This is a genomic window from Microbacterium sufflavum (genome assembly GCF_023091155.1).
GTDB lineage: Bacteria > Actinomycetota > Actinomycetes > Actinomycetales > Microbacteriaceae > Microbacterium > Microbacterium sufflavum.
Genome location: NZ_JAHWXK010000001.1, coordinates 1,508,172 through 1,530,721 on the forward strand (window position 1 = coordinate 1,508,172; position 22,550 = coordinate 1,530,721).

Here is a 22,550-nt window from a genome sequence, read left to right on the forward strand (position 1 = left end):
GCGCCCGGCGGCCGTGGAGAATCGTGAACGACACAGCCATCGCATCCCCCGGGAGCCCGCGCCTGCGCGCCCTGCTCGCCGCCCTGATCTCCGTCCTCCTCATCGCCGCCGGGGCGGTGATCGTCCCACCCGCGCACGCCGCCGGCGGAACCGTGACCCCCACCGTCACCTCCGCAGACACCGCCGGTCTCACCGTGCAGGTGCAGGCGAGCGGTCTGCCCGACGTGACCGGCGCCTACGCCGCGCTCATCGTGAAGGGCACCGAGAGCGGTCTGACCGGGTCCGGCGGCTACGCCGCGTTCGCGCTGCCGTTCCCGCGCGTGGAGGGCGGCGCGAGCAGCTTCGCCCTCACCGCCGCCGTGGGATCGCTCGACCGCACGAAGGCGTACGAGGTGCTCGTATGGCAGCAGCACTCCAACCCGAACGAGACGACCATCTACGGCCGCGGCGACGTGGCGATCTCGGCGGCACAGTGGGATGCCCTGTTCGGCACCACGCCGACCGATCCCGGCGAGACCGACCCGGGCACCGATCCCGGGGAGACCGACCCGGGCACCGATCCCGGTGAGACCGACCCGGGAGAGACGGACCCCGGTGAGACCGACCCGGGCACCGATCCCGGGGAGACCGACCCGGGCGAGACCGACCCGGGCGAGACGGATCCGGGTACCGATCCGGGTACCGATCCCGGAGAGGGCGAGCCGTCCGCGGCGATCGAGGTGTTCCTCGCCGACGGCGTGACCCCCGCGACCGGCGTCGCGCTCAGGGCCGGTGACCGGATCGTCGTGAAGGGCAGCGGCTACGACCCGACCGCGAACGTCGGCGGGCGCGGCGTGCCCATCCCCGCGCACCTGCCGCAGGGCACCTACGTGGTGTTCGGCAACTTCGGTGCGGACTGGCAGCCGTCCACGGGCGCCGCATCGTCGACACGCTCCGTCGGTGCCCAGGCCTGGGCGCTCGCCGAGGGTGTGCTGGACCAGGTGCCCGCGCAGTATCAGGGCGCGATCCGTGCGCAGTGGGTCGACATCTCCACCGACGGCTCGTTCCAGGTGACGCTCACCCTGAAGGACACGCCCGCGACCCCCGGCTCCTACGGCGTCTACACCTATGCGGCAGGCGGTGTGCGCAACGCCGACCAGGAGCGCAGCGTCGCCCTGGACTACCGCATCGCCCCCACGCTCACCGCGTCGGTGGAGTCCGCCACCGCGAAGGACGGCCTGACCGTCACGGCAGCCGCGGCGAAGCTCGGCGCGGTCACCGGCGCCTACGTGGCGCTCATCGAGGCGGGGACCGAGGCCGACGTCACGGCCGGCGGCGGCTTCCTCGCGATGCAGTACGTGCGGAACATCGACGCCGGTGCGTTCACGGTCGACCTGAACACCGCCGCGAAGAACCTCGACCGCACCCAGACCTACGAGGTGATCGTGTGGAAGCAGCACACGATGCCGAACGACGCCACGATCCACGCGCGCGCCGCGGTCACGATCACCGACGCGCAGTGGACGGCGCTGCTCGGCGACGAGCCGGAGGAGCCGGCGGAGCCGAAGCCGCCCGTGACGCCGACGACGCCGCCGGTGAGCGTGCCGGGCGGCTCGCTGCGCTGGGCCATCTCCACGTCGTTCGCGAACTACGTCGCCGGTCCCATCGCGCAGGGCGCCATCCAGGTGTCCGGCGGCGCGACGCGCTCCGGCGGACAGTTCCAGTTCGGGCAGACCGTCGGCGGCGACTACGACGCGAGCACCGGCCTCGGCAGCGTGGTCTACCGCGGCGCCGTGCGCTTCACCGGTCACCACGGCGTGCTCGACGTCACGGTCTCCGACCCCGTGGTGCGGGCGACCTCGGCGGGAGCAGCGACGGTGTACGTGAGCAGCGGCGGCGCGCAGGTGCCGTTCGCGACGCTCGACCTGACGCGCGCGGCCCGGATCACGGCGAACGGAGCCGTGACCTACTCGGGCGCCCCCGCCACGCTGACGGCTGCCGGTCGTGACCGCGTGCTCTCGGGCTACTCCACCACGCTCGACCCGGTCACGTTCACGATCGGCTCGGCCGCCGCGGCACCCTCGGGGTCGACCGGCACCGTCGCCGCCGCCGCGGTCGTGAAGCGGGCAGCGCTCCCCGCGACCCCGCCGGCGAGCGAGGGCATCGACGTCGACGAGCAGAACCTCGCCGCGCTCGCGTCCGGGCAGCCGGCCACCGTCACCGCCTCCGGGTTCCGCCCCAACGAGGAGGGCATCAAGGTCGTGGTGTACTCCACGCCCGTGCTGCTCGACACCGTGACCGCCGATGCCTCGGGTGTCGCGACCTGGTCGGGCGCCCTGCCCGCCGCGCTCGAGGACGGCGCGCACACGCTCACGTTCCAGGGGTCGGTCGACCGCGGTCTCGCGTTCACCCTCGCTCGCGCGACCGCCGCCATCGGCGCGTGCACGGTCGAGGCGGCGACGCTGAACTGGGGGTACAAGGAGTCGTTCCGCACCTACATCGAGGGCATTGCGAAGGGTGGCTGGACCCTGACCGACGTGGCGTACCGTTACCCCGACTTCGTGTGGGAGAACGGTGCGGGCTCGCTCGACGGCACCGCGCTCACCGGGCTCGTCACCTACGGCGGCAGCATCGCGTTCACGGGTCACGACGGTGCGCTGAACACGACGCTCGGGAACGCCAGGGTCGAGCTCGCGGGCGACACCGGCTACCTGGTGTTCGACGTGACCGGCACCACGCAGGCCGGGGAGAGCGTCGACCAGCAGGGCGTGCGACTCGCGGAGTTCCCGCTCGCGGACGCCGCGGTCGTCGACGGCGCGCTCCGGCTGGACGCGGTGGCCACGACGCTCACCGAGGCGGGGGCCGCGGCCTTCGGCACGTATCAGGCGGGGGAGCAGCTCGACCCGGTGACCGCCGTGATCCCCGTCGACACCGCGTGCGGCACGGCCGTGGCGGAGGAGCCGGAGGCGGACGCGGAGGCGAGCGCGGCGGTCACCGCGGTGACGGAGCCGGCCGACACGGAGGGTGCACCGGTCTGGCCGTGGATCGTCGGCGGCCTCGTCGTCGTGGCGCTCGCCGCCGGGGGAGGCGTGCTGATCGCCCGCCGCAGCCGCACGGCACAGGCCGCGCCGGAGACCACCGAGGGCTGAGCCGCGGACGCACCCGCCCTCTCCCGGACGACCGGGGGAGGGCGGGAGCGCAGGGGGCCGGGTGCCCGACCCGCCCGGACGGTGGGACAATGGAGACATGGCCCCCCAGGATTCCCACCAGACCGTCGAAGTGACCGTGCGCCGTGTGCCGCGGTACGGCGTGCTCATGGGCATCGGGGTCGTGCTCGGGGTCGTCGTCGCGGGCATCCTCACGATGATGGGCAGCTACGACGAGTCGCAGGCGCTCGACGTGGTGTATCCCCCCGGTCAGGTGTTCGGGTTCCTGCTGCTGTGGACCGTGCCGATCGGTCTCGCGCTCGGCGGGGTCGCTGGGCTCGTGCTGGAGCGGGTCGCGCGGCGCCACGACCGCGTGGTGAAGGTCGACCGCGAGACCGTCGTCGACGGCGAGGACTGAGCTCAGGCCAGCTCGGCGATCACGGGCCGGATGGCCGCGTCGAACGCCACCACGTCACGCCGCAGGCCGTCGGTCACCGCGACCGACAGTGCCCCGATCCACCAGATGCCCCGCTGTGACAGCGGGAGCACCTGCACGTTCAGCTCGAACGAGTGGGCGCGCCGGCCGATCTCCCGCTCGAACTCCGCGATCGCGCTCGCATAGGCGCGGTACGCGTCGCCGCCCGTGTGGCTGGTCATGGCGCCGACGTAGCGGTCGTGCGCCGCGTGGGCGAAGCGCAGGGCGGTCGCGGCGTGCGGCCGGATCGCCGCGGCGAGCTCGTCGGCCCCGGTCGCGGGCAGCGCGACGAGCGTCTCGAACCCGTCGATGAGCTCGAGCGGCACCCCGGAGTGATGCGCCCGCGGCTCGACCGTCATGTCCCAGTAGTCGCGCCACTGCGCCTCGATGGCGGGCGAGGCGTCCACGGCATCCGGCGCTCGCACGGGGAGCTCCCGGAGGGTGGGCAGGTCCTCCGGCGCGCGGATGCCCAGCAGCTGCCGCAGGGCGAGCGCGACCAGCACGGGGACGCTCGCGTCCTCGCGGATGAGCCACTGCGGCTTGTCGGCCATGCGCCCATCGTAGGGGGCGGTGCACCGGGCTCGGCGTCCTCGCAAGGTAAACCCCTGGACGAGCCGCGTCAACCCTCGCCGTGATACCCGGAGGGGGGAGTAGACCTGCCTGCACGTCGGCGGCCGTCGGCGCGGAGTCGAGAGGAAGAACGATGTCGCAGAGCAATGCACAGGGTGTCGCCGGCGGCGGCACGGACGAGTCGCCGGGGACCGTGAAGACCGCCGCGCACGAGGCGGCCGGGGTCGCCGGTACCGCGAAGGACGAGGCGGCGGGGGTCGTCGAGACCGCGAAGGCCGAGGCCGGCGCTGTCGCGCACGAGGCGAAGGACCAGATCCGCGACCTGTACCACCAGACCACGGCCGAGCTGTCGGAGCAGGCGGCGATCCAGCAGCGTCGCGTCGCGGACGGGCTGCGGTCGGTCGGCGGAGAGCTCGGCTCGATGGCGCAGAACGCCGAGGGCGGGGTCGCGGCGGATCTGGTCCGTCAGGCCTCCACCCGCATCCAGGGCATCGCCGGCTGGATCGGCGACCGTGACCCTGGGTCGCTGCTGACCGAGGTGAAGTCGTACGCGCGGGCCAAGCCGGGCACGTTCATCGCGGTCGCCGCCGTGGCCGGACTCGTCGTGGGACGCCTGACCCGGGCGCTGTCCGAGGGGGCGGCGGAGTCGGGTTCCGACACGTCGACGCCGACCGCCGGCGCCGCCTCCACCACCGCGGTGCCGGGGGCGACCGCCTCTGGCCTCTCGGGAGCGGGAGCCACCCCGAACCTCGACCCCGCGGCGACGACGCCGGCGACGGTTCCCGGTTCCGCGACGAGCGCGGGCGCGGGTGCCGGTGTCGGTGCGGCCGGAGCCTCGGACACGGGCGGCAGCACCACGCTCGGCCAGCCGCCACTGCCGACCGACGGCACCGTGCCGGGTGCCCCCGATGGGATGAGCGGCATCGATGCGGGTACCGCGCCCTGGGGTGTGACCCGTGACGAGGACCGCGGCGACACCCCGCTCTACGACAGGACGGACGCGGCCAACCGCGCACCGGGTGACGAGGAGCGACCATGACCGACGCCACCCCGACGCCTTCGGAGCAGAAGGCGGAGACCACCTCGCTGGGCGACCTGCTCAGCGAGGTCACGAGCGACCTGTCCACGCTGATGCGACAGGAGCTGGAACTCGCGAAGGCGGAACTCAAGCAGTCCGCGACGCGGGCCGGCCGCGGAGCGGGCATGCTCGGCGGGGCGGGCTACGGCGCGATGATGGCCGTCTTCTTCCTCTCCGTCGCGCTGTGGTGGGGTCTCGGCTACTACGTGACCGGTCTCGGCTGGTCGGCCGTGATCGTCGCGGTCATCTGGGCGCTGGTCGCCCTGGTCCTGTTCCTGGCGGGACGCACGCAGTTGAAGAGCATCGAGGGGGCGCCGCGCACGGTGGACAGCCTCAAGCGGATCCCCGATGCCGTGAAGAGGAATGAGGAGAACAAATGAGCGATTCACCCGACGCGATCCGCGCGGACATCGAGCGGACCAGGGCGGAGTTCGGCAGGGACGTCGACGCGCTCGCCGACAAGGTCACCCCCTCGAAGGTCGTGCACCGGCAGACGCAGAAGATGAAGGGTGCCGCGCGCTCCGTGGTCGACCGCGTCATGGGCGTGGCCGACGACGCGGGCGGTCACGTGGGCGACGCGTCGTCCTCGGTGGCGGATGCCGGCCGGCACGCCGTGGGGAAGGCGCAGGGCAACCCGCTCGCGGTGGGGCTCATGGCCTTCGCCGCCGGGCTCGTCGTCGCCGCCGTCATCCCGTCCTCCACGAAGGAGAAGGAGCTGGCGGGCGAGCTGAAGGAGAAGGCCCAGCCGCTGGTCGACGAGGTCACCGAGGTCGCGAAGACCGTGGGCGAGGATCTCAAGGAGCCGGCGCAGGAGGCGTTCGCGGCCGTGAAAGACGAGGCCGCCGGTGCCGCCGAGCACATCCGCGATGACGCGACCCACGCGGTGGACGAGGTCAAGGGCAGTGCGCAGGACGCCCGCGACACCGTCACCGGAAGCTGATCGGCGAGCGCTCCCCCGGGGTCCGATGCCGCGGCACGGCACCGGACCCCCGGGCTCTGTAGCCGGTCGGGGGCTCCGGGCGCAAGCCCGTTCTCCGACCGGCTCCCTCATGACAGGGTCATGATCATGAAACTCGTCTCCTACGCCGGGCAGCAGGTCGTCACGACGGACGACGTGGCGGACGCCCTGGTCACCCTGGCCGCCTCCCTCGCCAGCGAGGGCGAGTCCGCGGCCGTGCAGATCCCGATCCACGTGGACGGGGAGAAGGACAGCGCCGACCTGATCGTCGGCGTCGGGAACGACCTCCTGGTCGGTCCGCAGTCGTCGAACGGCGACGACCCGGACTTCTCCGCGGACGCGGCAGCCCTGCGCGAGCACCGTTTCTACCCGAAGCCGACGGCCGAGGACGGGGATGTCGACGACGACGGACTGCCGGCGATCGACCTCGACCTGGACCGCGGAGTCTGACGTGTCGCATCCGCAGACGCTCGACGTGCCCGAGGAGGGCGCCGCGCACACACCGTCGAAGGCGCTGTGGGCGTCGGTCGCGGACGGGTTCTACGTGGGCAGCCACGCCGGGACCTTCCTCGGCTACGTCGACCGCCAGCCCGGGGGCCTGTGGCGCGCCTTCGACTCCGCCTCACAGATCATCGGCGACTTCACCGACCATCACACGGCCATCGCCGCGGTGACCGAGGCCATGACGGACGACACCGCCGCAGGGGGACACCTCGGATGACGACCGACCACGCGCTGCTCTCGCTCGTCTACTGCAGCACCGCCACCCGCGCGTTCGACGACGACGAGCTCGAGGCCCTGCTCGCCTCGAGCCGCGCGGCGAACCAGGCGCGCGAGATCACCGGTCTCCTCCTGTACCGCGAGGGCGAGTTCGTGCAGATCCTCGAGGGCGAGGAGGGCGTGGTCGAGGCGCTCATGACCCGCATCGCCGAGGATCCGCGTCACCACGACGTGCGGGTGCTCCTGCGCGAACCGCTGCACGAGCGCCGGTTCGCGGACTGGACGATGGGGTATCAGCCGATGGTGGCCGCCGAGCCGCGCCTGGCCGAGGGGTACCGCGACTCGTTCGACGATCTGCGCGTCGGCGACCACGACATGATCGGCCGGGCGCTCATGGAGCTCACGATGTGGTTCCGCGTGCGGCAGGCCGCGCAGCGGGCCGAGGCTCTGGAGATCCGGTAGGGCTGCGGGCGGTAGGCTGTTCGAGTGGCTGCCTCCCCCACCAACCCCTATTCCGAAGCCGGTGTCGATACTGCTGCCGGCGATCTCGCGGTCGAGCTGATGAAGTCGTCCGTGCGCGCGACGCACGGACCCGAAGTGCTCGGCGGCGTCGGCGGTTTCGCCGGCCTCTTCGACGCGAGCGCGCTGCGCGACTTCCGGCGTCCGCTGCTGGCGACCAGCACCGACGGCGTCGGCACCAAGGTCGCGATCGCCCAGGCGATCGACAAGCACGACACGATCGGGCAGGACCTGGTCGGCATGGTCGTCGACGACATCGTCGTGGTGGGTGCGAAGCCCCTCTTCATGACCGACTACATCGCGTGCGGCAAGGTCGTGCCCGAGCGCATCGCCGACATCGTCCGCGGCATCGCCGGGGCGTGCGCGGCCACCGGCACCGCGCTGGTCGGTGGCGAGACGGCCGAGCACCCCGGACTTCTCGGACCGCGCGACTACGACGTGGCGGGAGCCGCGACCGGCGTGGTCGAGGCGGATGCGATCCTCGGCGCCGAGCGCGTGCAGGACGGCGATGCGGTGATCGCGGTCGCCTCCAGCGGCCTGCACTCCAATGGCTACTCGCTCGTGCGTCACATCATCACGGGCGCCGGCATCTCGTACGCCGACACCGCCGCCGACTTCGGCACCACGTGGGGCGAGGCCCTGCTGGAGCCCACCCGCCTGTACACGCTGCCGCTGCTGCGCCTGATCGAGCAGCTCGCGGGCGGCGTGCACGCCCTGAGTCACGTGACCGGCGGCGGCATCGCGGCGAACCTCGCGCGCGTGCTCCCGCAGGGCAGCTGGGCCGAGGTCGACCGCGGCACGTGGTCGCCCAGCCCGGTGTTCCGCGTGCTGAGCGACATCGCCGGGTCGACGCTGGAGTCGGCCGAGGGCACCTGGAACCTGGGCGTCGGCTTCCTCGCGGTGGTCGCCGGCGACAAGAAAGACGCGGCGATCGCGGCGCTGGACGCCGAGGGCATGCCCGCGTGGCAGGTCGGCACCGTCGGCTTCGGCCCGCGGCCGACCGGCGAGTTCGAGCAGGGCGCCAAGGGCGTCGACGGTGGAGCGGTGCGCCTGATGGGCGCCTACGCGGACGGAGCGAAGTAACACCCCATGTGCGGCATCGTCGGAATGGTGGGGACAGCCCCGGTCAATCAGGACATCTACGACGCGCTCCTGCTGCTGCAGCATCGCGGGCAGGACGCGACGGGCATCGCCACGGCGGAGGCCAACGGCGTGATGCACAACGCGAAGGCGCAGGGCATGGTGCGCGAGGCGTTCCGCACCCGCGACATGCGCGCGCTGCTCGGCAACGTCGGCCTCGGCCACGTGCGCTACGCCACCAAGGGCACCGCGTCGAGCGAGGAGGAGATGCAGCCGTTCTACGTGAACGCGCCGTACGGCATCATCCTCATCCACAACGGCAACCTCACGAACACCCGTGAGCTCACGGCGGAGATGGCGAAGCGCGACCGCCGTCACCTGAACTCGTCGAGCGACACCGAGCTGCTGCTCAATGTGCTCGCGGGCGAGCTGCAGGCCACCACGTCGACGGTCGACCTCGACCCGGAGCGCATCTTCGAGGCGGTCGCCCGCACCCACGAGCGCATCGAGGGCGCGTATGCGGTGATCGCGGTGATCGCGGGCTACGGTCTGCTGGCGTTCCGCGACCCGTTCGGCATCCGGCCGCTGATCCTGGGCCGCCGTCCGTCGACCGTGCCCGGCGCGGAGGGACGCGACGAGTGGGTCGTCGCGAGCGAGTCGCTGGTGCTGGAGAACGCCGACTACGAGGTCGTGCGCGAGGTCGAGCCCGGCGAGGCCGTGTTCATCACGAACGACGGCGAGCTGTTCACGCGGCAGTGCGCCACGGAGACGCATCTCGCGCCGTGCGCGTTCGAGTACGTGTACCTCGCCCGCCCCGACTCGATCATGAACGGCATCTCGGTCTACGAGTCGCGCCTGCGCATGGGCGACAAGCTGGCCGACACGATCGCCAAGCACGTGCCGATGGACAAGATCGACGTGGTCATGCCCATCCCCGACTCCTCGCGCCCGGCCGCGATGGAGGTGGCCCGCAAGCTCGGCATCGAGTACCGCGAGGGCTTCTACAAGAACCGCTATGTGGGCCGCACGTTCATCATGCCGGGGCAGGCGGTGCGCAAGAAGAGCGTGCGCCAGAAGCTCAACGCGATGTCGGCCGAGTTCCAGGGCAAGAACGTGCTGCTGATCGACGACTCGATCGTGCGCGGCACCACGTCGAAGGAGATCATCCAGATGGCCCGCGACGCCGGCGCCTCCTCGGTGACCTTCGCCTCGGCGGCCCCGCCCGTGCGGCACCCGCACGTGTACGGCATCAACATGCCGTCGCGGCACGAGCTGATCGCGCACGGCCGCACGATCCCCGAGATCGCGGAGGAGCTGGGCTGCGACCACCTGGTGTACCAGGAGGTCGACGACCTGAAGGCCGCGATCACCGAGGGCTCCGTGCTGGAGGATCTCGACATGAGCTGCTTCGACGGCCGATACGTCACCGGCACCGTCACCGACGAATACCTCGCCTGGGTGGAGGGGTCGCAGACCTCATGACGGCGCCGAGCGCGCGGCCGCTCTGGCAGGGTCGGGCTCTCGCGCTGGTCGGGATCGTGCTGGTCGCGTTCTCGCTGCGGTCCGCGGTCGCCTCGCTGTCTCCCGTGCTCGACCACGTCGCGGAGGACTTCCCGGTCTCGTCCGTGATCGTGGGGCTGATCGGGGCGGCGCCGCCGGTGTGCTTCGCGCTGTTCGGCCTGCTGACGCCGCTGTTCGAGCGTCGGTTCGGCCTGGAGCGGATGGCCGTCGTGGCGATCGTGCTGATGGCGGCCGGGATGCTGCTGCGTGGTCTGGCCCCGGACTCGTGGAGCCTGCTCGCGGCGACGGCCGTGGTGTTCGCGGGCGTCGGTTCGGGCAACGTGCTGCTGCCGCCGCTGGTGAAGAAGTACTTCGCCGACCGTCTCGGCGTCATGATGACCGCGTACTCGACCACGCTCGCGGTCTCCACGTTCCTGCCGCCGCTGGTCGCGGTGCCCGTGGCCGACTCGCTCGGCTGGCGCATCTCCCTCGGCATGTGGGGCGTGGTGGCGGCGCTGGCGCTGGTGCCCTGGGTCACGCTGCTGGTGCGCACGCGCGGGGAGCGCGATCGTCCGATGCCCACCGAGCTCCTGACGCCCGACCCGACCGACGGCGTGGACGATGTGCGTGACGCGGTCGCCGCCTCGACCGGACCGATCACGACCCAGTCGGCGAGCCCGCGCGTGTTCGGGCGGCTCTGGCGGCTGCCGCTGGCGTGGGCCCTCGCGCTCGTGTTCGGCACCTCGTCGACCATGGCGTACGTGGCGTTCGCGTGGCTGCCGACGATCCTGGTCGACCTGGGTGGCGTCAGCCCGGCTACCGCGGGCTTCCTGCTGTCGCTGTTCGCTCTGGTCGGGCTGCCCTGCTCGATGCTGGTGCCCGTGCTCGTGGTGCGGTTCCAGGCGACGCGGCCGCTGTTCCTGGTGGCGGTCGCGGCGGGACTGGTGGGGCTGCTCGGGCTGCTGCTCCTGCCGACCGTGGCGCTGCCGCTGTGGGTGGCGATCTTCGGCCTCACGGCCATCATGTTCCCGCTGAGTCTGGTGCTGCTGAGCATCCGTGCCCGCACGCCGGAGAGCGCCGTCGCGCTGAGCGGGTTCGTGCAGAGCATCGGCTATGCGATCGCGGCTGTCTTCCCGCTGCTGGTGGGGCTGCTGCACGAGACGACCGGCGGGTGGCAGGTGCCGCTGCTGGTCGTCGCCGCGGTGCTCGTGGTGTCGATCCCCGCGGGCATCGTCGCCGGTCGCCGCCGCACGATCGAAGACGAGTGGGAGCGCCGGCACGGCCACTGGTGACGCCGCTAGCGGATCGGCACCGAGGTCCCGTGGGAGACCCCCTCGTAGAAGTAGGTAGCGATGCCGATCGCCGCGAACGTCACCAGGACGAGGGCGAGAATGACGCCGGCTGCGATGAGGACGACCGCTTCTGATCGAGGCGGCCGCCGTGTGAGGCGATGGATCACCAGGATGAGCAAGGCGCCTTCGATGAGAAAGGCCCAGGGGCTGAAGAGGCCGAGAAGAGCGCCAGCCGCCGCCAAGGCCAAGATCCACCAGTGCAATCGCGCGCGCTCCATGATGTAAAACTTTACTGCTCGTGAGTCCTCGTCCCCGCCCTGGGAAAACCGCGGGGCTCTGACGCGTCGGCTGGTCTGCGCGAACCGGCGTCAGCACTGGGAAGCGGAGGAGCGGGGCGAAGGGGTAACCTAACGTGTTACCTCTCGTTGTGCAGCGCGGTCTGTGGCCGCCGGAAAGCAGTGTGCCCGATGGACATGACATCACCATCCCGAGTCAGGACCGGTGCGGCGACCCCGCAGCCGGACGAACCCGGTGAGCGCTTCCTCGGCATCTCCAGCGTCGTCATCGCGGTCGTCTCGCTCGTGTGCGGCTTCGCGCTGTTCCCGCCACTGGTCGGTGTGATCGCCGGGCTCCTCGGTCGGCAGCGCGAGCCACGGGGGCACGCGATCGCGGCGTGGGGCATCGCGCTCAACCTCGTCGTGCTGTTCGGCTGGGTCCTGCTGCTGGCGGTGCTCGTGCTCACCGGCACGTTGACCGCACTCCTGCACCCGTAACCGCCCGGACACGACGAAACACCCGCACGAGGTGCGGGTGTTTCGAACCGGGAGGCTAGGCCTTCTCTAGTTCGTCTTCGTCTTCGTCCGCGTACTCATCGGCCCACTTGTCGACGTAGGCGTCTTCGTCGGAGTCGCTCGAATGCCCGAGCTCGCGCTCCAGCGCCGAGTAGTTCACCGACGGACTGTACGCCTTGAGTTCGCGGGCGATCTTTGTGTGTTTCGCCTTCTGACGGCCACGGCCCATGCCTGAGACCCCCTCACGAGTTAAGCTGCGGGCAGACGGGCGCCCGAGTCATTCACGACACCGGCTCGCGGCCGGTAAGAGTAGCATTCAGAATAGCATGCGGGGAACACGCCCTGGCCGGTGCCGGGCCGCCGAAGGGAGCGATCTTCATGACCGACAGCACCTCGAACCCCTCCGATGAGGCCACGCAGAACGCAGCGCTGCAGAAGGCGGTGATCGTGGGCATCCAGGTGGATCAGGATCCGCGCGTGCTCGACGAGGCCGTCCGCTTCGCCCGCCTGCTGAACGCGCCGCTGGTGGTCGCGCACGTCGACGTCACCCGCTTCGTGACCTACGAGGACCCCGACGGCTACGTGCACTCGGCGCCGATCGACATCAACTTCGACGCGGGAGCGGCGGAGTTCGAAGCGGTCGAGGCTGCCGCTGCCACCCAGCTGCGCGACCGCGGCATCACCTGGACCGCCCGTCAGCTCGTCGGCGATCCGGCGCTGGCGATCAAGCAGCTCGCGAACAAGCTCGATGCGCAGTTGATCGTGGTCGGCACGCGCAAGCGCGGCCTCGGCGAGTCCATCCGGGAGTTCTTCACCGGCTCGGTGGCGGCACGTCTCACGCATCGCCAGCATCGCTCGGTGCTCGTGGTGCCGCTGGGCGAGCTCGTGCCCGACGACCAGAAGGAGATCTGGCCCGAGTAGTCGGACAGACGCGAGAGGGCCCCGTCGACCGTTGTCGACGGGGCCCTCTCGCGTCAGCCCGTGTGGATGACGATGCCGCGTGCCGGTGCGAGGGGGCGCTCCGGCGGGGATGCCGTTGCCGCGGTCGTGGGCGCCGGGAGCTGCGGAGCGGACCGATCCGCCGCCGGTGTCGGACGCGCGGGCGGGTCCACCGGCGGCGGGGTGTTCACGATCCCGACCGGCTCAGGCCCGCGGTGACGCCGCGCGCGGCCTCGTCGAGGGCGTTCTCGAGCTCGGTGACGATCGTCGCGGGGAGCAGCCCGCCCTTCGCCACGTGCGTGCGCAGGTCGGTGCGGACGCGTGCCCGGAACGCGTTGATGATCGCATCCGCGCGGTGGAGCTCGTCGCGGCTCGTGAGGCGCGCGTCGTCGGTCTCCGTCCGGGGGCGGCTCTTCGCCGCGGCCCTGTCGTCCTTCGCCGCGGTCGCGAGGTCGGCCCGCAGGCTCTTCATCGCCTCCTGCACGCTCTGGCGCACCTCGTTGGCGATCAGGCGCACCGAGTCGGTGATGCCCGCCTCGATACCCGCGAGGTCGGCCTCGCGCGAGGCGAGCTCGGCGCGTCCGGCCTCGGTGATCGCGTAGATCGTGGTGCGGCCGTCGACGGACTTGGTCACGAGGCCCTCCTCCTCCAGCTTCGCGAGGCGCGGGTAGATGGTCCCGGCGCTGGGCGTATAGGTGCCGCCCGTGCGATCGGTGAGCGACTGGATGATGCCGTAGCCGTGCTGCGGCGACTCGGCCAGCAGTGACAGCAGGTACAGCCGCAGGTCGCCGTGCGAGAAGACCGCGGGAGTCATGCTTCCTCCCATTCGGGGTCGTCGGCGATCGAGGCCGGAGTGCGGCGCAGCACCGTGACCCCGCCGGAGACGGAGTTGGCGCGCAGGTCGACGAAGCGCCCGGCGAGCTCGCCCGTGGTGCCGGTGTAGTTGCTCGGACCGGACGAGCTGCGCTCGACGCCGTCGATCAGGAGGCGGCCGCTGAGCGAGCGGATCACGTAGTTCGCGGCGAGCGACTCGTCGAGGCGCACGGTGGTGCCGCCCGACACCGAGTTGACGGTGATGGTGTTCACGTCGCCCGCGGCGTCGATCGTCGTGGAGCCGGAGACGATGTCGACGACCGCCTTGCGCACGGTGCCGGTCACCGCGACGTCGCCCGAGACGCTGTTGGCGTTGATGGAGCCGGTGAGGCCGCGCACCTGCACGTCGCCGGAGACGGAGTTGACGCTGAGGTCGCCGATGAGGGTGTCGACGATGATGTCGCCCGAGACGGTGTTGAGGCGGGCGTCGTTGCGGATGCCGGAGACGAGGGCGCCGGCGCTGACGACGCCGAGGGTGAGGGCGATCGACCGGGGGACGGCGACGCTGACCTCGGCGCGCGGGCCGCCCGAGCCGAAGTTGCGGAACACCTCGAGGAAGTTGTCCCAGCCGAGCTGCGGGTGGTCGATCTCGACCTCGCCGTCGTGGGACTCGATGCGGAGGTCCTTCGTGGTGACGCCGTGCACCTCGATGCGGATGCCCGGTTCGTCGTGGGCGATGACGTCGACCTGTCCGCCGACCAGGCCGATCTTGAGCCGGGTGGCCGACTCGATGTCGATGACGCGTTCCTCGCCGGGGGCGATGAGCCACTTCTCGGTCATGTGCTTCTCCTTGAGTCGGAATCACGATATATCGTGTGTCCCTCAGTGAACACGATATATCTCGATGTGTCAAGGGTGACCGCCACGACCGCTTGACATTGACGTTGCGTCAACTTCTACCGTGGAGACATCACACCGAGAGGAGGAGACATGACGAAGGCGGACTGGTCGATCCAGGAGATCGCACGGCTCGCGGGCACCACGAGCAGGACGCTGCGTCACTACGACGACATCGGCCTGCTCCCGCCCTCGCGCATCGCCGCGAACGGCTACCGGCACTACGACGGCGAGGCGCTCGTGCGGCTGCAGCGCATCCTGCTGCTGCGCGAGCTCGGACTCGGACTGCCGCAGATCGCCGACGTGCTGCGCGCCGACGCCGCACCGACCGAGGCCGCAGCCCTCGAGACCCACCTCGCGCTGCTGCGCGCGGAGCAGAACCGGCTGGCGCGGCAGATCGCGTCGGTCGAATCCACCATCACGGCATTGAGAGGAGGTGAGAACCTCATGGCAGAGAACATGTTCGACGGCTTCGACCACACCCAGTACAAGGAGGAGGTCGAGGAGCGCTGGGGTCGTCAGGCCTACGCCGACAGCGACCGCTGGTGGCGCGGGATGACCGACGCCGAGCGCGCCGACTGGCAGCAGCGCGTGTCCGACCTCGGACGCGACTGGGTCGCCACGGCCGAGAGCGGTGCCGACCCCGAGTCCCCCGAGGCGCAGGAGCTCGCGCGACGTCACGTCGAGTGGCTCACGGGCATCCCCGGCACACCCGCCGCGGCGCCCGGCGGCGACGTGAAGGCGTACGTGACCGGGCTCGGCGAGATGTACGTCGCCGACCCGCGCTTCGGCGCGAACTACGCGACCTCGGACGGCGGCACCCGCGGCGCCGAGTTCGTGCGCGACGCCCTCCGCATCTACGCGGACGGCAACCTCTAGCGGGTCCGGCCCGTCGCCCCGCTCCTGTCACCGGGAGCGGGGCGCCGGGCACAGGCTCAGCCGGACGCCGCGCCGAGGTGACGGGCGAAGAAGCGAGCGGCGTCGTCCGCAGCGAAGGCCGGCACCCCGGTGTGGCCGCCCAGGTTGGCCTGCAGCGTCTTCTCCGAGGAGGCGAACGCGTCGAACAGCTCGAGCGCCATCGCGCGGTCGTTACCCTCGTCGTCCCACTGCAGCAGCACGTGCACCGGGATCGTGATCCGTCGGGCCTCGGCGAAGGTCGCGCGCGGCACGTAGCTCCCGGCGAACAGGCCCGCGGCGACGATCCGCGGGTCGACAGCGGCCAGGCGCGTCGCGACCGCGATCACCCCGCCCGAGATCCCGACGCGCTCGCCGATCTCCGGCAGCGCGAGCACCGCGTCCATGGTCCGCTGCCACTCGGGCACCGCCGCGTCGACGAGCGGCAGGATCAGCCGATCGATCAGCTCGTCGCCTGGCGCGCGCGCTTCGTCGAGTGCGCGGACCAGGTCTGCGCGGGCCTCGGCGGCACCGGCGAGCGGTGTGCGCTCGCCCGCACCGGGAAGCTCGATCGCGACGGCGGCGAACCCCTGCGCGGCACACGCCCGCGCCCGGCCGGCGAGACGGGAGCGCATTCGCTGCAGGCCGAAGCCGCCGGGCTGGCCCAGCAGGACGAGCGGAACGGGGGTGTCGGGAGAGGCGGAGACGGGGGTCCAGAGCACGCCGGGGACGCCCCCGAGGACGAACTCCCGTTCGATGACGCCGTCGCTGAGATGCGGCGCCGAGGTGAAGTGCATGGTCATGGTCGTACCTTTCGGGAATGCGGCAGAACTGCGGCACTCCCGGGCGACCTATCGCCCGACCGCGACTCCTCGGAGGAGCACCGACGTCGTTGTGAACACGGACACCACCTCCTCGCCTCGGGCACGGGATCCCAGGCTACCGCGCGGTCGAGGGCGGCCGCCGTACCGAATCCGGACGGCGGCGCGCAAGGGGGCGCTCCGCGGCGACGCCCGGGCGTAGGGTCGGGTCATGGTCCACCGACGTCGGCGCTCGAACGCCGCGCCGCTGTTCGTCGCCGCGGCCGCCGCCTACACGGCGAACTGCGCCCTCGGCGCCTCGGTCGCCCTCCGCCTGGTCGACACCCGGAACTTCCGGTGGCTGCACCACGCGCTCTACATCGCCACCTGCGCGACCGCGGCGCTCGCCGCCAGCGCCGGGCTGTGGGGCGAGCCGCGTCGCCCCAGCCGCCGCGCCGCCCTCGCCCTGCTCCCCGCGGCCGCGCCGCTCGCCGCGATCCCGTACCTCGGCACGCACACGCGCCGCCACCCGCTCGTGGCGCTGGCCGCCGCGCCCTTCGTCCTCGCGGGACTGCTGCTCTCCCGCTCCGCCGACCGGAAGTGAACGCATGGAACTCCTCGACGCCATCCGCCGCCGCAAGACCACCAACGGCCCGTTCCTGCCCGACCCCGTGTCGGAGGAGCACCAGCGCATCCTGCTGGAGGCGGCAGGGCGGGCGCCGTCGCAGCTGAACAGCCAGCCGTGGCGCTTCGTGGTGATCGAGAACCGCGACACCATCGAGCAGATCGCGCGCATCTCGGGCGAGAGCATGACCGAGGCGATGTCGAACGGCACCTTCTTCGAGCGCTACAAGCCGTACTTCCGGTTCAGCGAGGAGGAGATGGAGCAGAAGCGCAGCGGGATGCTGTTCGACAAGCTCCCCGCTCCGCTGCGGCCGTTCACCTCGCAGGTGTTCACGAAGCGGGGCCAGACGCTCATGAACACGTTCGGGGTGCCGAAGACGCTCGGCTCGGAGAACCGCAAGCTCGTGGCAGGGTCGCCGCTGCTGCTCGGGGTAATGCTCGACCGCAGCGAATACCGGCCGGGACAGCTGTCGTCGTTCTACTCCGTGTTCAGCATGGGGGCCGCGATGGAGAACGTGTGGCTCACCACGGTCGAGCTCGGGATGGGCATCCAGTTCATCTCCTTCCCGATGGAGGTGCCCGGGCGCTGGGACGAGATCGTGTCACTGCTGCGCGTGCCCGACGACCTGGAGCTCATGGCCGTGTACCGGCTGGGGTACCTGCCGCCCGAGCAGCGGCGCCCGGCGATCGACTGGTCGAGCAGCCAGCGCAAGCTCGCGTCGCAGTACGTGTTCCGCGAGAGCTGCGACACCCCGCAGCAGGGGTGGGACGAGCCGCTGCGCGACGCCAAAGCGGGGTAGGCATCCGCTTGTTCTCTGGATGGACGATCCTCATCGGCACGGTGGCCGTCAAGGCCGAACGCGCCCCGGACGACAGTGACGTTCCCGGCCCCCGGCCCCGGCCGCAGGGTCAAAGCATGGCCGCGCGGCGTGAAGATGCGGCGCGAGCCGCAATGGCGACCGAGAGTCGTCTCGTAGGGGAAACAAACAGGGCTTGATCGAAGGTGGCCAGGGGCTACCCAGTCGGTGGCCCGAGACCGAGCCTGCACGCGGCTCGAGAAGCCGGTTTCCGAAAACGCTCGTTTCGGGCGTAGAGCTCCCATGCGCCTGGTTGGCGCACCACTACCGATTGCCGTAAGCCGGTTGTGGCAGGGATGTTCGGAGGCCGCGAGTACCCTGGGCGGATGCGAGTGTATGTACACGGCGCGGGTCGCCAGGGCACTGATGCCTGGCCTTCAATCCCCACCCAGGGGTCGCAGTTCGCGTGTCTTGACTTCACTGGACCGATGGACGCGAACGTTGCTTCTCTCTCTGCGCTCACACCGCGCGATGCGGTCGTTCTTGCGCACTCCGCCGGCGCCGTGCCCGTGTTCCTCGCTCTGCAGGCGCATCAGATTGCTCCATGCGCACTCGTTCTGCTGGAGCCTGGACTGTATGACGTCGCCAGGGGCGATGCGGCGATCGAACGCCACATCGACGCGATGACTCGCGCCAGAACCCTCTCTCGCAGAGGCGACCTGTTCGGTTACTGGTCCATCGTCCGGCCGCTCATGTTCGGAGGCCCCGCCGACCGTTCTCGCTGGGACGCGGAGCGGGAGGTCGCCGCGAGATTTGAAGCGAAGCAGCCCCCGTGGGGATTCGGAGTGACAAGCTCCGCGATCAACGGAGTGCCCACCCTTGTCATCACGGGAGGATGGAACGCGGAGTACGAGGCGATAGCGGGCGTTTTGGTAGGAGAGGGTGCGAGACACGTTCAGCTCTCCGGCACGAATCACAGACCGCAGGATCATTCAGGCTTCGCCGACACAGTCGACGCGTTCCTCTCCGGGCTCTAAGCGGGCTTGCCGGAAACGATCGTTTGCGGCAGCTTTGCGAAGTGAGCAGATTTGTCCTGCCGCAAAGGCTTACCGAAACGCGGATCCGGCGGACGTTTCTGGCGGGAGTTGCCGGCGGTGTCGGTGATCGAGGTGCGGGGCATCGCTGACGTGTGTCCCTGTCGGGGCGATCGCTCTCATGACACATCGGTGAACAACCGCGCCGCGGCTTGCCCTTTCATATCGAGGTGCGTCAATATAGACGCATGTCGATACAAGAGGTTGAGCTAGTCATCGTCGGTTCCGGCCCTGCGGGGTACACGGCGGCCGTCTATGCCGCGCGTGCTGGTCTCGCTCCGGTAGTGATTGCCGGTTCGGTGACTGCTGGCGGCGCACTGATGACCACGACCGAGGTGGAGAACTTCCCTGGTTTCGTCGAGGGCGTGCAGGGCCCCGAGCTCATGGAGGCCATGCGCGCGCAGGCCGAACGCTTCGGTGCCCGTATTCTCCTCGACGACGCCGTCCGCGTCGACCTTGACGGCTCCATTAAGACGATCGAGACAGGCTCTGGTGAGACTTTCCTTGCCCGCGCGGTGATCCTGACGATGGGGTCCGCCTACCGCAAGCTCGGTATTCCCGATGAGGAGAGACTCACCGGCCGCGGCATCTCCTGGTGCGCCACCTGCGACGGGTTCTTCTTCCGCGACCAAGAGATCGTCGTCGTCGGCGGTGGGGACTCCGCGATGGAAGAGGCACTGTTCCTGACCCGCTTCGCATCGAAAGTCACCGTGGTGCACCATCGCGGTGAGTTCCGGGCCTCGAAAATCATGGCGCAGCGGGTGCTCGACCATCCCAAGATCGAGGTCGTCTGGAACAGCGAGGTCGTGGGCCTCATCGGCGCGGAGAAGGTGGAGGCGGTCACACTGCGCGATACCGTCGCCGGCGCCGAGCGGCAGCTGCCGGCCACAGGAGTCTTCGTCGCGATCGGTCATGATCCGCGGTCCGAGATCGTCACCGGGCTCGTCGAGACGGATGCCGATGGCTACGTGCTCGTTGAGCACCCTTCAACCCGCACGAACCTGGCGGGCGTCTTCGCTGCCGGCGATCTCGTCGACCACACGTACCGCCAGGCAATCACCGCCGCCGGTACTGGATGCGCCGCAGCACAAGACGCCCAGCACTACCTCGCTGCGCTCGACGAGACCGCACCAGTATCAATCGAGACTGAGGAGGTCTACGCATGAGCGCACCCATCACCGCCACCGACGCCACCTTCCAGGCCGAGGTCCTCAATTCCGAGATCCCCGTCGTCGTCGATATCTGGGCCACCTGGTGTGGGCCCTGCAAGCAGGTCGCGCCCATCCTGGACCAACTCGCCGTCGAATACGACGGCCGCGTGAAGATCGTCAAGCTCGACGCCGACCAGAACCCCGAGACCGTCACCGCAATCGGCGTCACCTCCATCCCCACCCTCGGCTTCTACACGGGAGGCGAACGAGTGGACATGCTCATCGGCGCCCACCCGAAGCCCGCCATCGCCGAGAAGATGGATGCGCTTCTCGCATGAGCACCGCAACCGTACCCACCACAGCCCCGGCCACGCGCCGCCTGTCGACCCTCGACCGCTGGCTGCCACTCTGGATCGGCCTGGCTATGGTCGGCGGCATCGTCATCGGCCGCTTCATCCCCGGTGTCTCCGGCGTCCTGGCCAGCCTCGAGGTCGGCGGGGTATCGATCCCGATCGCCCTCGGCCTACTGGTGATGATGTACCCGGTCCTCGCGAAGGTCCGCTACGACAAGGTCGCCGCCGTCACCGGCGATAAGAGACTCCTGATCTCGTCGCTGGTCCTCAACTGGCTCGTCGGGCCGGCGCTGATGTTTGCCCTCGCGTGGGCGTTCCTACCCGACCTGCCCGAGTACCGCACCGGCCTCATCATCGTGGGGCTCGCGCGCTGCATCGCCATGGTCGTCATCTGGAACGATCTCGCCTGCGGCGACCGCGAAGCCGCAGCGGTGCTCGTGGCCATCAACTCCGTCTTCCAGGTCATCGCCTTCTCGCTGCTCGGCTGGTTCTACCTCACGGTCCTCCCTGGCTGGCTCGGCCTCGATTCCCAGGGCCTCGATATCTCGGTCTGGCAGATCGCGTTGAACGTGCTGATCTTCCTCGGGATCCCCCTCGTCGCGGGATTCGCCTCCCGCTTCATCGGTGAACGCGCCAAGGGACGCGACTGGTACGAAGACAGCTTCCTGTCGAAGATCGGCCCCTGGGCGCTCTACGGTCTGCTGTTCACGATCGTGCTGCTGTTCGCCCTGCAGGGTGAGCAGGTCACGAGCCGACCGTGGGATGTCGCCCGGATCGCGCTCCCGTTGCTGGTGTACTTCGGCGTCATGTGGTTCATAGGCCTCTTCACCGGCAAGGCCCTTGGGCTCGGATACGCACGATCGTCGACACTGGCATTCACTGCCGCCGGCAACAACTTCGAACTCGCCATTGCCGTCGCCATCGGCACCTTCGGTGCGACGTCCGGTCAGGCCCTCGCCGGAGTCGTCGGCCCCCTGATCGAGGTGCCGGTCCTGGTCGGGCTCGTCTACGTCTCACTCTGGGCGGCCCGCCGCTGGTTCCACACCGACCCGTACACCGCTGAGAGGATTTCGTCATGAACGTCACCCTGGCAACCGCAGACGACACCTGCAGTCCCGTCGCCACTCATGCGATCGGGCTGGAAGCAGCTTCCGCGGTGGCGGCGACGTTGAAGGCTCTGTCGGATCCGCTACGGCTGCGGATGCTGTCGGCCATCGCGTCCGACCCGCGCGGCGAGTCGTGCGTGTGCGATCTCGCCGAGCTCGCCGACGTTGCCCAGCCGACGGTGTCTCACCACCTCAAGGTGCTCAAGGACGTCGATGTGCTCACCTCCGAGCGACGGGGAACATGGGTCTGGTACCGGATCAATCCGAACCGCCGCGCCGCGGTAACCGCACTCCTGGACTCCTTCGCTCCCGCGTCCATCGCCCATCCGGACGGCACTGACGCGGGGGACGAGGAGCTTCGCCCCGACTTCGATGCGCGGGTGACGCGTCTCGCTGAGGAGCTGGCAGGTGAGGTTCCTGAACTCGATGAGGATGTCGTGCTGTCGATCGTCCGCGAGTCGTACACGTCGCTTGCCCGGTCGGCCCGCGTCACCTCGGCTCTGGTGCCTCTCACCGAGCGCTTTGCCCGTCAACGTCTCGCCGACCTCACCCGTGACCGTGACGCGTCGGTGCCTCAGGTGCTGTTCGTCTGCGTCGCGAACGCTGGGCGTTCGCAGCTCGCCGCAGCGCTCGTCAACAAGCTCGCCGCCGGCAAGGTTGTCGCTCGCTCGGCAGGATCCACTCCGGCGGACGTCATCCATCCGCATGTGCGCTCGATCCTCGCCGAGATCGAAGGCAATCAGGCAGCAGAGCGCTTCCCGAAGCCGCTCACCGACGACGCCGTGCGCGCGGCCGACATTGTCATCACGATGGGCTGCGGCGACGTCTGCCCGATCATCCCCGGCGTGCGCTACGACGACTGGGCCGTCGGAGACCCGGCCCTCGCCTCACGCGAAGGCGTCGAAGCCATCCGTGACGACATCGCCGAACGTGTGCGGGCCCTCGTCGACGACCTCCTCAACTGACCGACATCT

Annotated in this window: 27 protein-coding genes; 21 read left to right on the forward strand and 6 right to left on the reverse strand. The window is 70.3% G+C overall.

From position 1 onward, the window contains the following. Nucleotides 1-23 precede the first annotated feature (23 nt). Together KZC56_RS17785 and KZC56_RS07400 are read left to right on the forward strand one after the other, a co-directional pair. A complete protein-coding gene (locus tag KZC56_RS17785) occupies nucleotides 24-3,128 on the forward strand; it encodes an HtaA domain-containing protein (RefSeq protein ID WP_247638246.1) in 3,105 nt (1,034 codons plus the stop codon). 97 nt (nucleotides 3,129-3,225) lie between these two features. Continuing rightward, nucleotides 3,226-3,543, forward strand: coding sequence for a potassium transporter Trk (locus KZC56_RS07400; protein WP_247638247.1), 318 nt, complete (start codon nucleotides 3,226-3,228; stop codon nucleotides 3,541-3,543). A 2-nt stretch (nucleotides 3,544-3,545) separates the two neighbouring features. Here KZC56_RS07400 and KZC56_RS07405 read toward each other — a convergent pair whose 3' ends face one another. Next, nucleotides 3,546-4,151 (reverse strand): zinc-binding alcohol dehydrogenase, encoded by a 606-nt coding sequence (locus KZC56_RS07405; protein WP_136045920.1) that lies wholly within the window; start codon nucleotides 4,149-4,151, stop codon nucleotides 3,546-3,548. A 152-nt stretch (nucleotides 4,152-4,303) separates the two neighbouring features. Here KZC56_RS07405 and KZC56_RS07410 point away from each other — a divergent pair, with 152 nt between their 5' ends. From KZC56_RS07410 to KZC56_RS07450, 9 genes are all read left to right on the forward strand, one after another. Then, complete coding sequence (locus KZC56_RS07410) at nucleotides 4,304-5,209, forward strand: hypothetical protein (protein ID WP_247638248.1); 906 nt, start codon at nucleotides 4,304-4,306, stop codon at nucleotides 5,207-5,209. Continuing rightward, nucleotides 5,206-5,628 (forward strand): phage holin family protein, encoded by a 423-nt coding sequence (locus KZC56_RS07415; protein WP_136029164.1) that lies wholly within the window; start codon nucleotides 5,206-5,208, stop codon nucleotides 5,626-5,628. Before KZC56_RS07410 ends, KZC56_RS07415 begins: the two co-directional genes overlap by 4 nt. Next, nucleotides 5,625-6,188, forward strand: a complete 564-nt coding sequence (locus KZC56_RS07420) for a DUF3618 domain-containing protein (protein WP_247638249.1) — start codon at nucleotides 5,625-5,627, stop codon at nucleotides 6,186-6,188. The genes KZC56_RS07415 and KZC56_RS07420 overlap by 4 nt, the downstream gene beginning before the upstream one ends. 126 nt (nucleotides 6,189-6,314) lie before the next feature. Beyond that, nucleotides 6,315-6,656 (forward strand): hypothetical protein, encoded by a 342-nt coding sequence (locus KZC56_RS07425; RefSeq protein ID WP_136029170.1) that lies wholly within the window; start codon nucleotides 6,315-6,317, stop codon nucleotides 6,654-6,656. Between the two features lies 1 nt (nucleotide 6,657). Next, complete coding sequence (locus tag KZC56_RS07430) at nucleotides 6,658-6,927, forward strand: hypothetical protein (RefSeq protein WP_136036060.1); 270 nt, start codon at nucleotides 6,658-6,660, stop codon at nucleotides 6,925-6,927. Beyond that, nucleotides 6,924-7,388, forward strand: a complete 465-nt coding sequence (locus KZC56_RS07435) for a BLUF domain-containing protein (protein WP_247638250.1) — start codon at nucleotides 6,924-6,926, stop codon at nucleotides 7,386-7,388. The genes KZC56_RS07430 and KZC56_RS07435 overlap by 4 nt, the downstream gene beginning before the upstream one ends. 24 nt (nucleotides 7,389-7,412) lie before the next feature. Further along, nucleotides 7,413-8,528, forward strand: coding sequence for a phosphoribosylformylglycinamidine cyclo-ligase (gene purM / locus KZC56_RS07440; protein ID WP_247638251.1), 1,116 nt, complete (start codon nucleotides 7,413-7,415; stop codon nucleotides 8,526-8,528). Nucleotides 8,529-8,534: 6 nt separating this feature from the next. Next, nucleotides 8,535-10,007: an amidophosphoribosyltransferase gene (gene purF, locus KZC56_RS07445; protein ID WP_136029176.1), complete on the forward strand. Its 1,473-nt coding sequence runs from the start codon at nucleotides 8,535-8,537 to the stop codon at nucleotides 10,005-10,007. Beyond that, nucleotides 10,004-11,317 carry an MFS transporter gene (locus KZC56_RS07450; protein WP_206251895.1) on the forward strand — a complete coding sequence of 438 codons (1,314 nt, stop codon included), beginning with the start codon at nucleotides 10,004-10,006 and terminating at the stop codon, nucleotides 11,315-11,317. Before purF ends, KZC56_RS07450 begins: the two co-directional genes overlap by 4 nt. Nucleotides 11,318-11,322: 5 nt before the next feature. Here KZC56_RS07450 and KZC56_RS07455 read toward each other — a convergent pair whose 3' ends face one another. Continuing rightward, nucleotides 11,323-11,595, reverse strand: a complete 273-nt coding sequence (locus KZC56_RS07455; protein WP_136036063.1) for a hypothetical protein — start codon at nucleotides 11,593-11,595, stop codon at nucleotides 11,323-11,325. A gap of 195 nt (nucleotides 11,596-11,790) precedes the next feature. Here KZC56_RS07455 and KZC56_RS07460 point away from each other — a divergent pair, with 195 nt between their 5' ends. Next, nucleotides 11,791-12,090, forward strand: a complete 300-nt coding sequence (locus KZC56_RS07460; RefSeq protein ID WP_247638252.1) for a hypothetical protein — start codon at nucleotides 11,791-11,793, stop codon at nucleotides 12,088-12,090. A gap of 55 nt (nucleotides 12,091-12,145) precedes the next feature. On the opposite strand, the gene KZC56_RS07465 is transcribed toward KZC56_RS07460, so the two are convergent. After that, a complete protein-coding gene (locus KZC56_RS07465) occupies nucleotides 12,146-12,337 on the reverse strand; it encodes a DUF3073 domain-containing protein (protein ID WP_136029183.1) in 192 nt (63 codons plus the stop codon). 149 nt (nucleotides 12,338-12,486) lie between these two features. On the opposite strand from KZC56_RS07465, the gene KZC56_RS07470 reads away from it, so the two are divergent. Beyond that, on the forward strand, nucleotides 12,487-13,029 hold the full coding sequence (locus tag KZC56_RS07470; protein WP_136029185.1) for a universal stress protein: 543 nt from the start codon (nucleotides 12,487-12,489) through the stop codon (nucleotides 13,027-13,029). A gap of 205 nt (nucleotides 13,030-13,234) precedes the next feature. Here the strand turns inward: KZC56_RS07470 and KZC56_RS07475 are convergent, their stop codons facing one another. Next, on the reverse strand, nucleotides 13,235-13,861 hold the full coding sequence (locus KZC56_RS07475; protein ID WP_206251892.1) for a PadR family transcriptional regulator: 627 nt from the start codon (nucleotides 13,859-13,861) through the stop codon (nucleotides 13,235-13,237). Beyond that, nucleotides 13,858-14,700 carry a DUF4097 family beta strand repeat-containing protein gene (locus KZC56_RS07480; protein WP_136029189.1) on the reverse strand — a complete coding sequence of 281 codons (843 nt, stop codon included), beginning with the start codon at nucleotides 14,698-14,700 and terminating at the stop codon, nucleotides 13,858-13,860. Before KZC56_RS07480 ends, KZC56_RS07475 begins: the two co-directional genes overlap by 4 nt. A gap of 150 nt (nucleotides 14,701-14,850) precedes the next feature. On the opposite strand from KZC56_RS07480, the gene KZC56_RS07485 reads away from it, so the two are divergent. Next, complete coding sequence (locus KZC56_RS07485) at nucleotides 14,851-15,636, forward strand: MerR family transcriptional regulator (protein ID WP_247638253.1); 786 nt, start codon at nucleotides 14,851-14,853, stop codon at nucleotides 15,634-15,636. A gap of 56 nt (nucleotides 15,637-15,692) precedes the next feature. Here KZC56_RS07485 and KZC56_RS07490 read toward each other — a convergent pair whose 3' ends face one another. After that, nucleotides 15,693-16,454, reverse strand: coding sequence for a dienelactone hydrolase family protein (locus KZC56_RS07490; protein ID WP_247638254.1), 762 nt, complete (start codon nucleotides 16,452-16,454; stop codon nucleotides 15,693-15,695). A 229-nt stretch (nucleotides 16,455-16,683) separates the two neighbouring features. Between KZC56_RS07490 and KZC56_RS07495 the strand changes: the two genes are divergently transcribed. From KZC56_RS07495 to KZC56_RS07525, 7 genes are all read left to right on the forward strand, one after another. Continuing rightward, nucleotides 16,684-17,055 carry a hypothetical protein gene (locus KZC56_RS07495; RefSeq protein ID WP_247638255.1) on the forward strand — a complete coding sequence of 124 codons (372 nt, stop codon included), beginning with the start codon at nucleotides 16,684-16,686 and terminating at the stop codon, nucleotides 17,053-17,055. 4 nt (nucleotides 17,056-17,059) lie between these two features. Continuing rightward, nucleotides 17,060-17,875: a nitroreductase family protein gene (locus KZC56_RS07500; protein ID WP_247638256.1), complete on the forward strand. Its 816-nt coding sequence runs from the start codon at nucleotides 17,060-17,062 to the stop codon at nucleotides 17,873-17,875. Nucleotides 17,876-18,258: 383 nt separating this feature from the next. Then, complete coding sequence (locus tag KZC56_RS07505) at nucleotides 18,259-18,909, forward strand: alpha/beta fold hydrolase (RefSeq protein ID WP_247638257.1); 651 nt, start codon at nucleotides 18,259-18,261, stop codon at nucleotides 18,907-18,909. A gap of 245 nt (nucleotides 18,910-19,154) precedes the next feature. Then, nucleotides 19,155-20,132: a thioredoxin-disulfide reductase gene (gene trxB / locus KZC56_RS07510; RefSeq protein WP_247638258.1), complete on the forward strand. Its 978-nt coding sequence runs from the start codon at nucleotides 19,155-19,157 to the stop codon at nucleotides 20,130-20,132. Continuing rightward, a complete protein-coding gene (gene trxA, locus KZC56_RS07515; protein ID WP_247638259.1) occupies nucleotides 20,129-20,455 on the forward strand; it encodes a thioredoxin in 327 nt (108 codons plus the stop codon). Before trxB ends, trxA begins: the two co-directional genes overlap by 4 nt. Beyond that, nucleotides 20,452-21,549: an ACR3 family arsenite efflux transporter gene (gene arsB, locus KZC56_RS07520; protein WP_247638260.1), complete on the forward strand. Its 1,098-nt coding sequence runs from the start codon at nucleotides 20,452-20,454 to the stop codon at nucleotides 21,547-21,549. The genes trxA and arsB overlap by 4 nt, the downstream gene beginning before the upstream one ends. Continuing rightward, entirely contained in the window at nucleotides 21,546-22,541 is a 996-nt protein-coding gene (locus KZC56_RS07525; RefSeq protein WP_247638261.1) for a metalloregulator ArsR/SmtB family transcription factor, read from the forward strand. The genes arsB and KZC56_RS07525 overlap by 4 nt, the downstream gene beginning before the upstream one ends. The last annotated feature ends 9 nt before the right edge of the window (nucleotides 22,542-22,550 follow it).

Bases quoted from the DNA above. Each gene is read 5' to 3' on its own strand.
- purF (WP_136029176.1), top strand. From the start codon at position 8,535: ATGTGCGGCATCGTCGGAATGGTGGGGACAGCCCCGGTCAATCAGGAC.
- KZC56_RS07410 (WP_247638248.1), top strand. From the start codon at position 4,304: ATGTCGCAGAGCAATGCACAGGGTGTCGCCGGCGGCGGCACGGACGAG.
- KZC56_RS07465 (WP_136029183.1), bottom strand. From the start codon at position 12,337: ATGGGCCGTGGCCGTCAGAAGGCGAAACACACAAAGATCGCCCGCGAA.
- KZC56_RS07480 (WP_136029189.1), bottom strand. From the start codon at position 14,700: ATGACCGAGAAGTGGCTCATCGCCCCCGGCGAGGAACGCGTCATCGAC.
- KZC56_RS07400 (WP_247638247.1), top strand. From the start codon at position 3,226: ATGGCCCCCCAGGATTCCCACCAGACCGTCGAAGTGACCGTGCGCCGT.
- KZC56_RS07405 (WP_136045920.1), bottom strand. From the start codon at position 4,151: ATGGCCGACAAGCCGCAGTGGCTCATCCGCGAGGACGCGAGCGTCCCC.
- KZC56_RS07420 (WP_247638249.1), top strand. From the start codon at position 5,625: ATGAGCGATTCACCCGACGCGATCCGCGCGGACATCGAGCGGACCAGG.
- KZC56_RS07450 (WP_206251895.1), top strand. From the start codon at position 10,004: ATGACGGCGCCGAGCGCGCGGCCGCTCTGGCAGGGTCGGGCTCTCGCG.
- KZC56_RS07455 (WP_136036063.1), bottom strand. From the start codon at position 11,595: ATGGAGCGCGCGCGATTGCACTGGTGGATCTTGGCCTTGGCGGCGGCT.
- KZC56_RS07435 (WP_247638250.1), top strand. From the start codon at position 6,924: ATGACGACCGACCACGCGCTGCTCTCGCTCGTCTACTGCAGCACCGCC.
- KZC56_RS07470 (WP_136029185.1), top strand. From the start codon at position 12,487: ATGACCGACAGCACCTCGAACCCCTCCGATGAGGCCACGCAGAACGCA.
- KZC56_RS07490 (WP_247638254.1), bottom strand. From the start codon at position 16,454: ATGACCATGCACTTCACCTCGGCGCCGCATCTCAGCGACGGCGTCATC.
- KZC56_RS07475 (WP_206251892.1), bottom strand. From the start codon at position 13,861: ATGACTCCCGCGGTCTTCTCGCACGGCGACCTGCGGCTGTACCTGCTG.
- KZC56_RS07415 (WP_136029164.1), top strand. From the start codon at position 5,206: ATGACCGACGCCACCCCGACGCCTTCGGAGCAGAAGGCGGAGACCACC.
- KZC56_RS07485 (WP_247638253.1), top strand. From the start codon at position 14,851: ATGACGAAGGCGGACTGGTCGATCCAGGAGATCGCACGGCTCGCGGGC.
- KZC56_RS07495 (WP_247638255.1), top strand. From the start codon at position 16,684: ATGGTCCACCGACGTCGGCGCTCGAACGCCGCGCCGCTGTTCGTCGCC.
- KZC56_RS07460 (WP_247638252.1), top strand. From the start codon at position 11,791: ATGACATCACCATCCCGAGTCAGGACCGGTGCGGCGACCCCGCAGCCG.
- arsB (WP_247638260.1), top strand. From the start codon at position 20,452: ATGAGCACCGCAACCGTACCCACCACAGCCCCGGCCACGCGCCGCCTG.
- KZC56_RS07500 (WP_247638256.1), top strand. From the start codon at position 17,060: ATGGAACTCCTCGACGCCATCCGCCGCCGCAAGACCACCAACGGCCCG.
- trxA (WP_247638259.1), top strand. From the start codon at position 20,129: ATGAGCGCACCCATCACCGCCACCGACGCCACCTTCCAGGCCGAGGTC.
- KZC56_RS07425 (WP_136029170.1), top strand. From the start codon at position 6,315: ATGAAACTCGTCTCCTACGCCGGGCAGCAGGTCGTCACGACGGACGAC.
- trxB (WP_247638258.1), top strand. From the start codon at position 19,155: ATGTCGATACAAGAGGTTGAGCTAGTCATCGTCGGTTCCGGCCCTGCG.
- KZC56_RS07505 (WP_247638257.1), top strand. From the start codon at position 18,259: ATGCGAGTGTATGTACACGGCGCGGGTCGCCAGGGCACTGATGCCTGG.
- KZC56_RS07525 (WP_247638261.1), top strand. From the start codon at position 21,546: ATGAACGTCACCCTGGCAACCGCAGACGACACCTGCAGTCCCGTCGCC.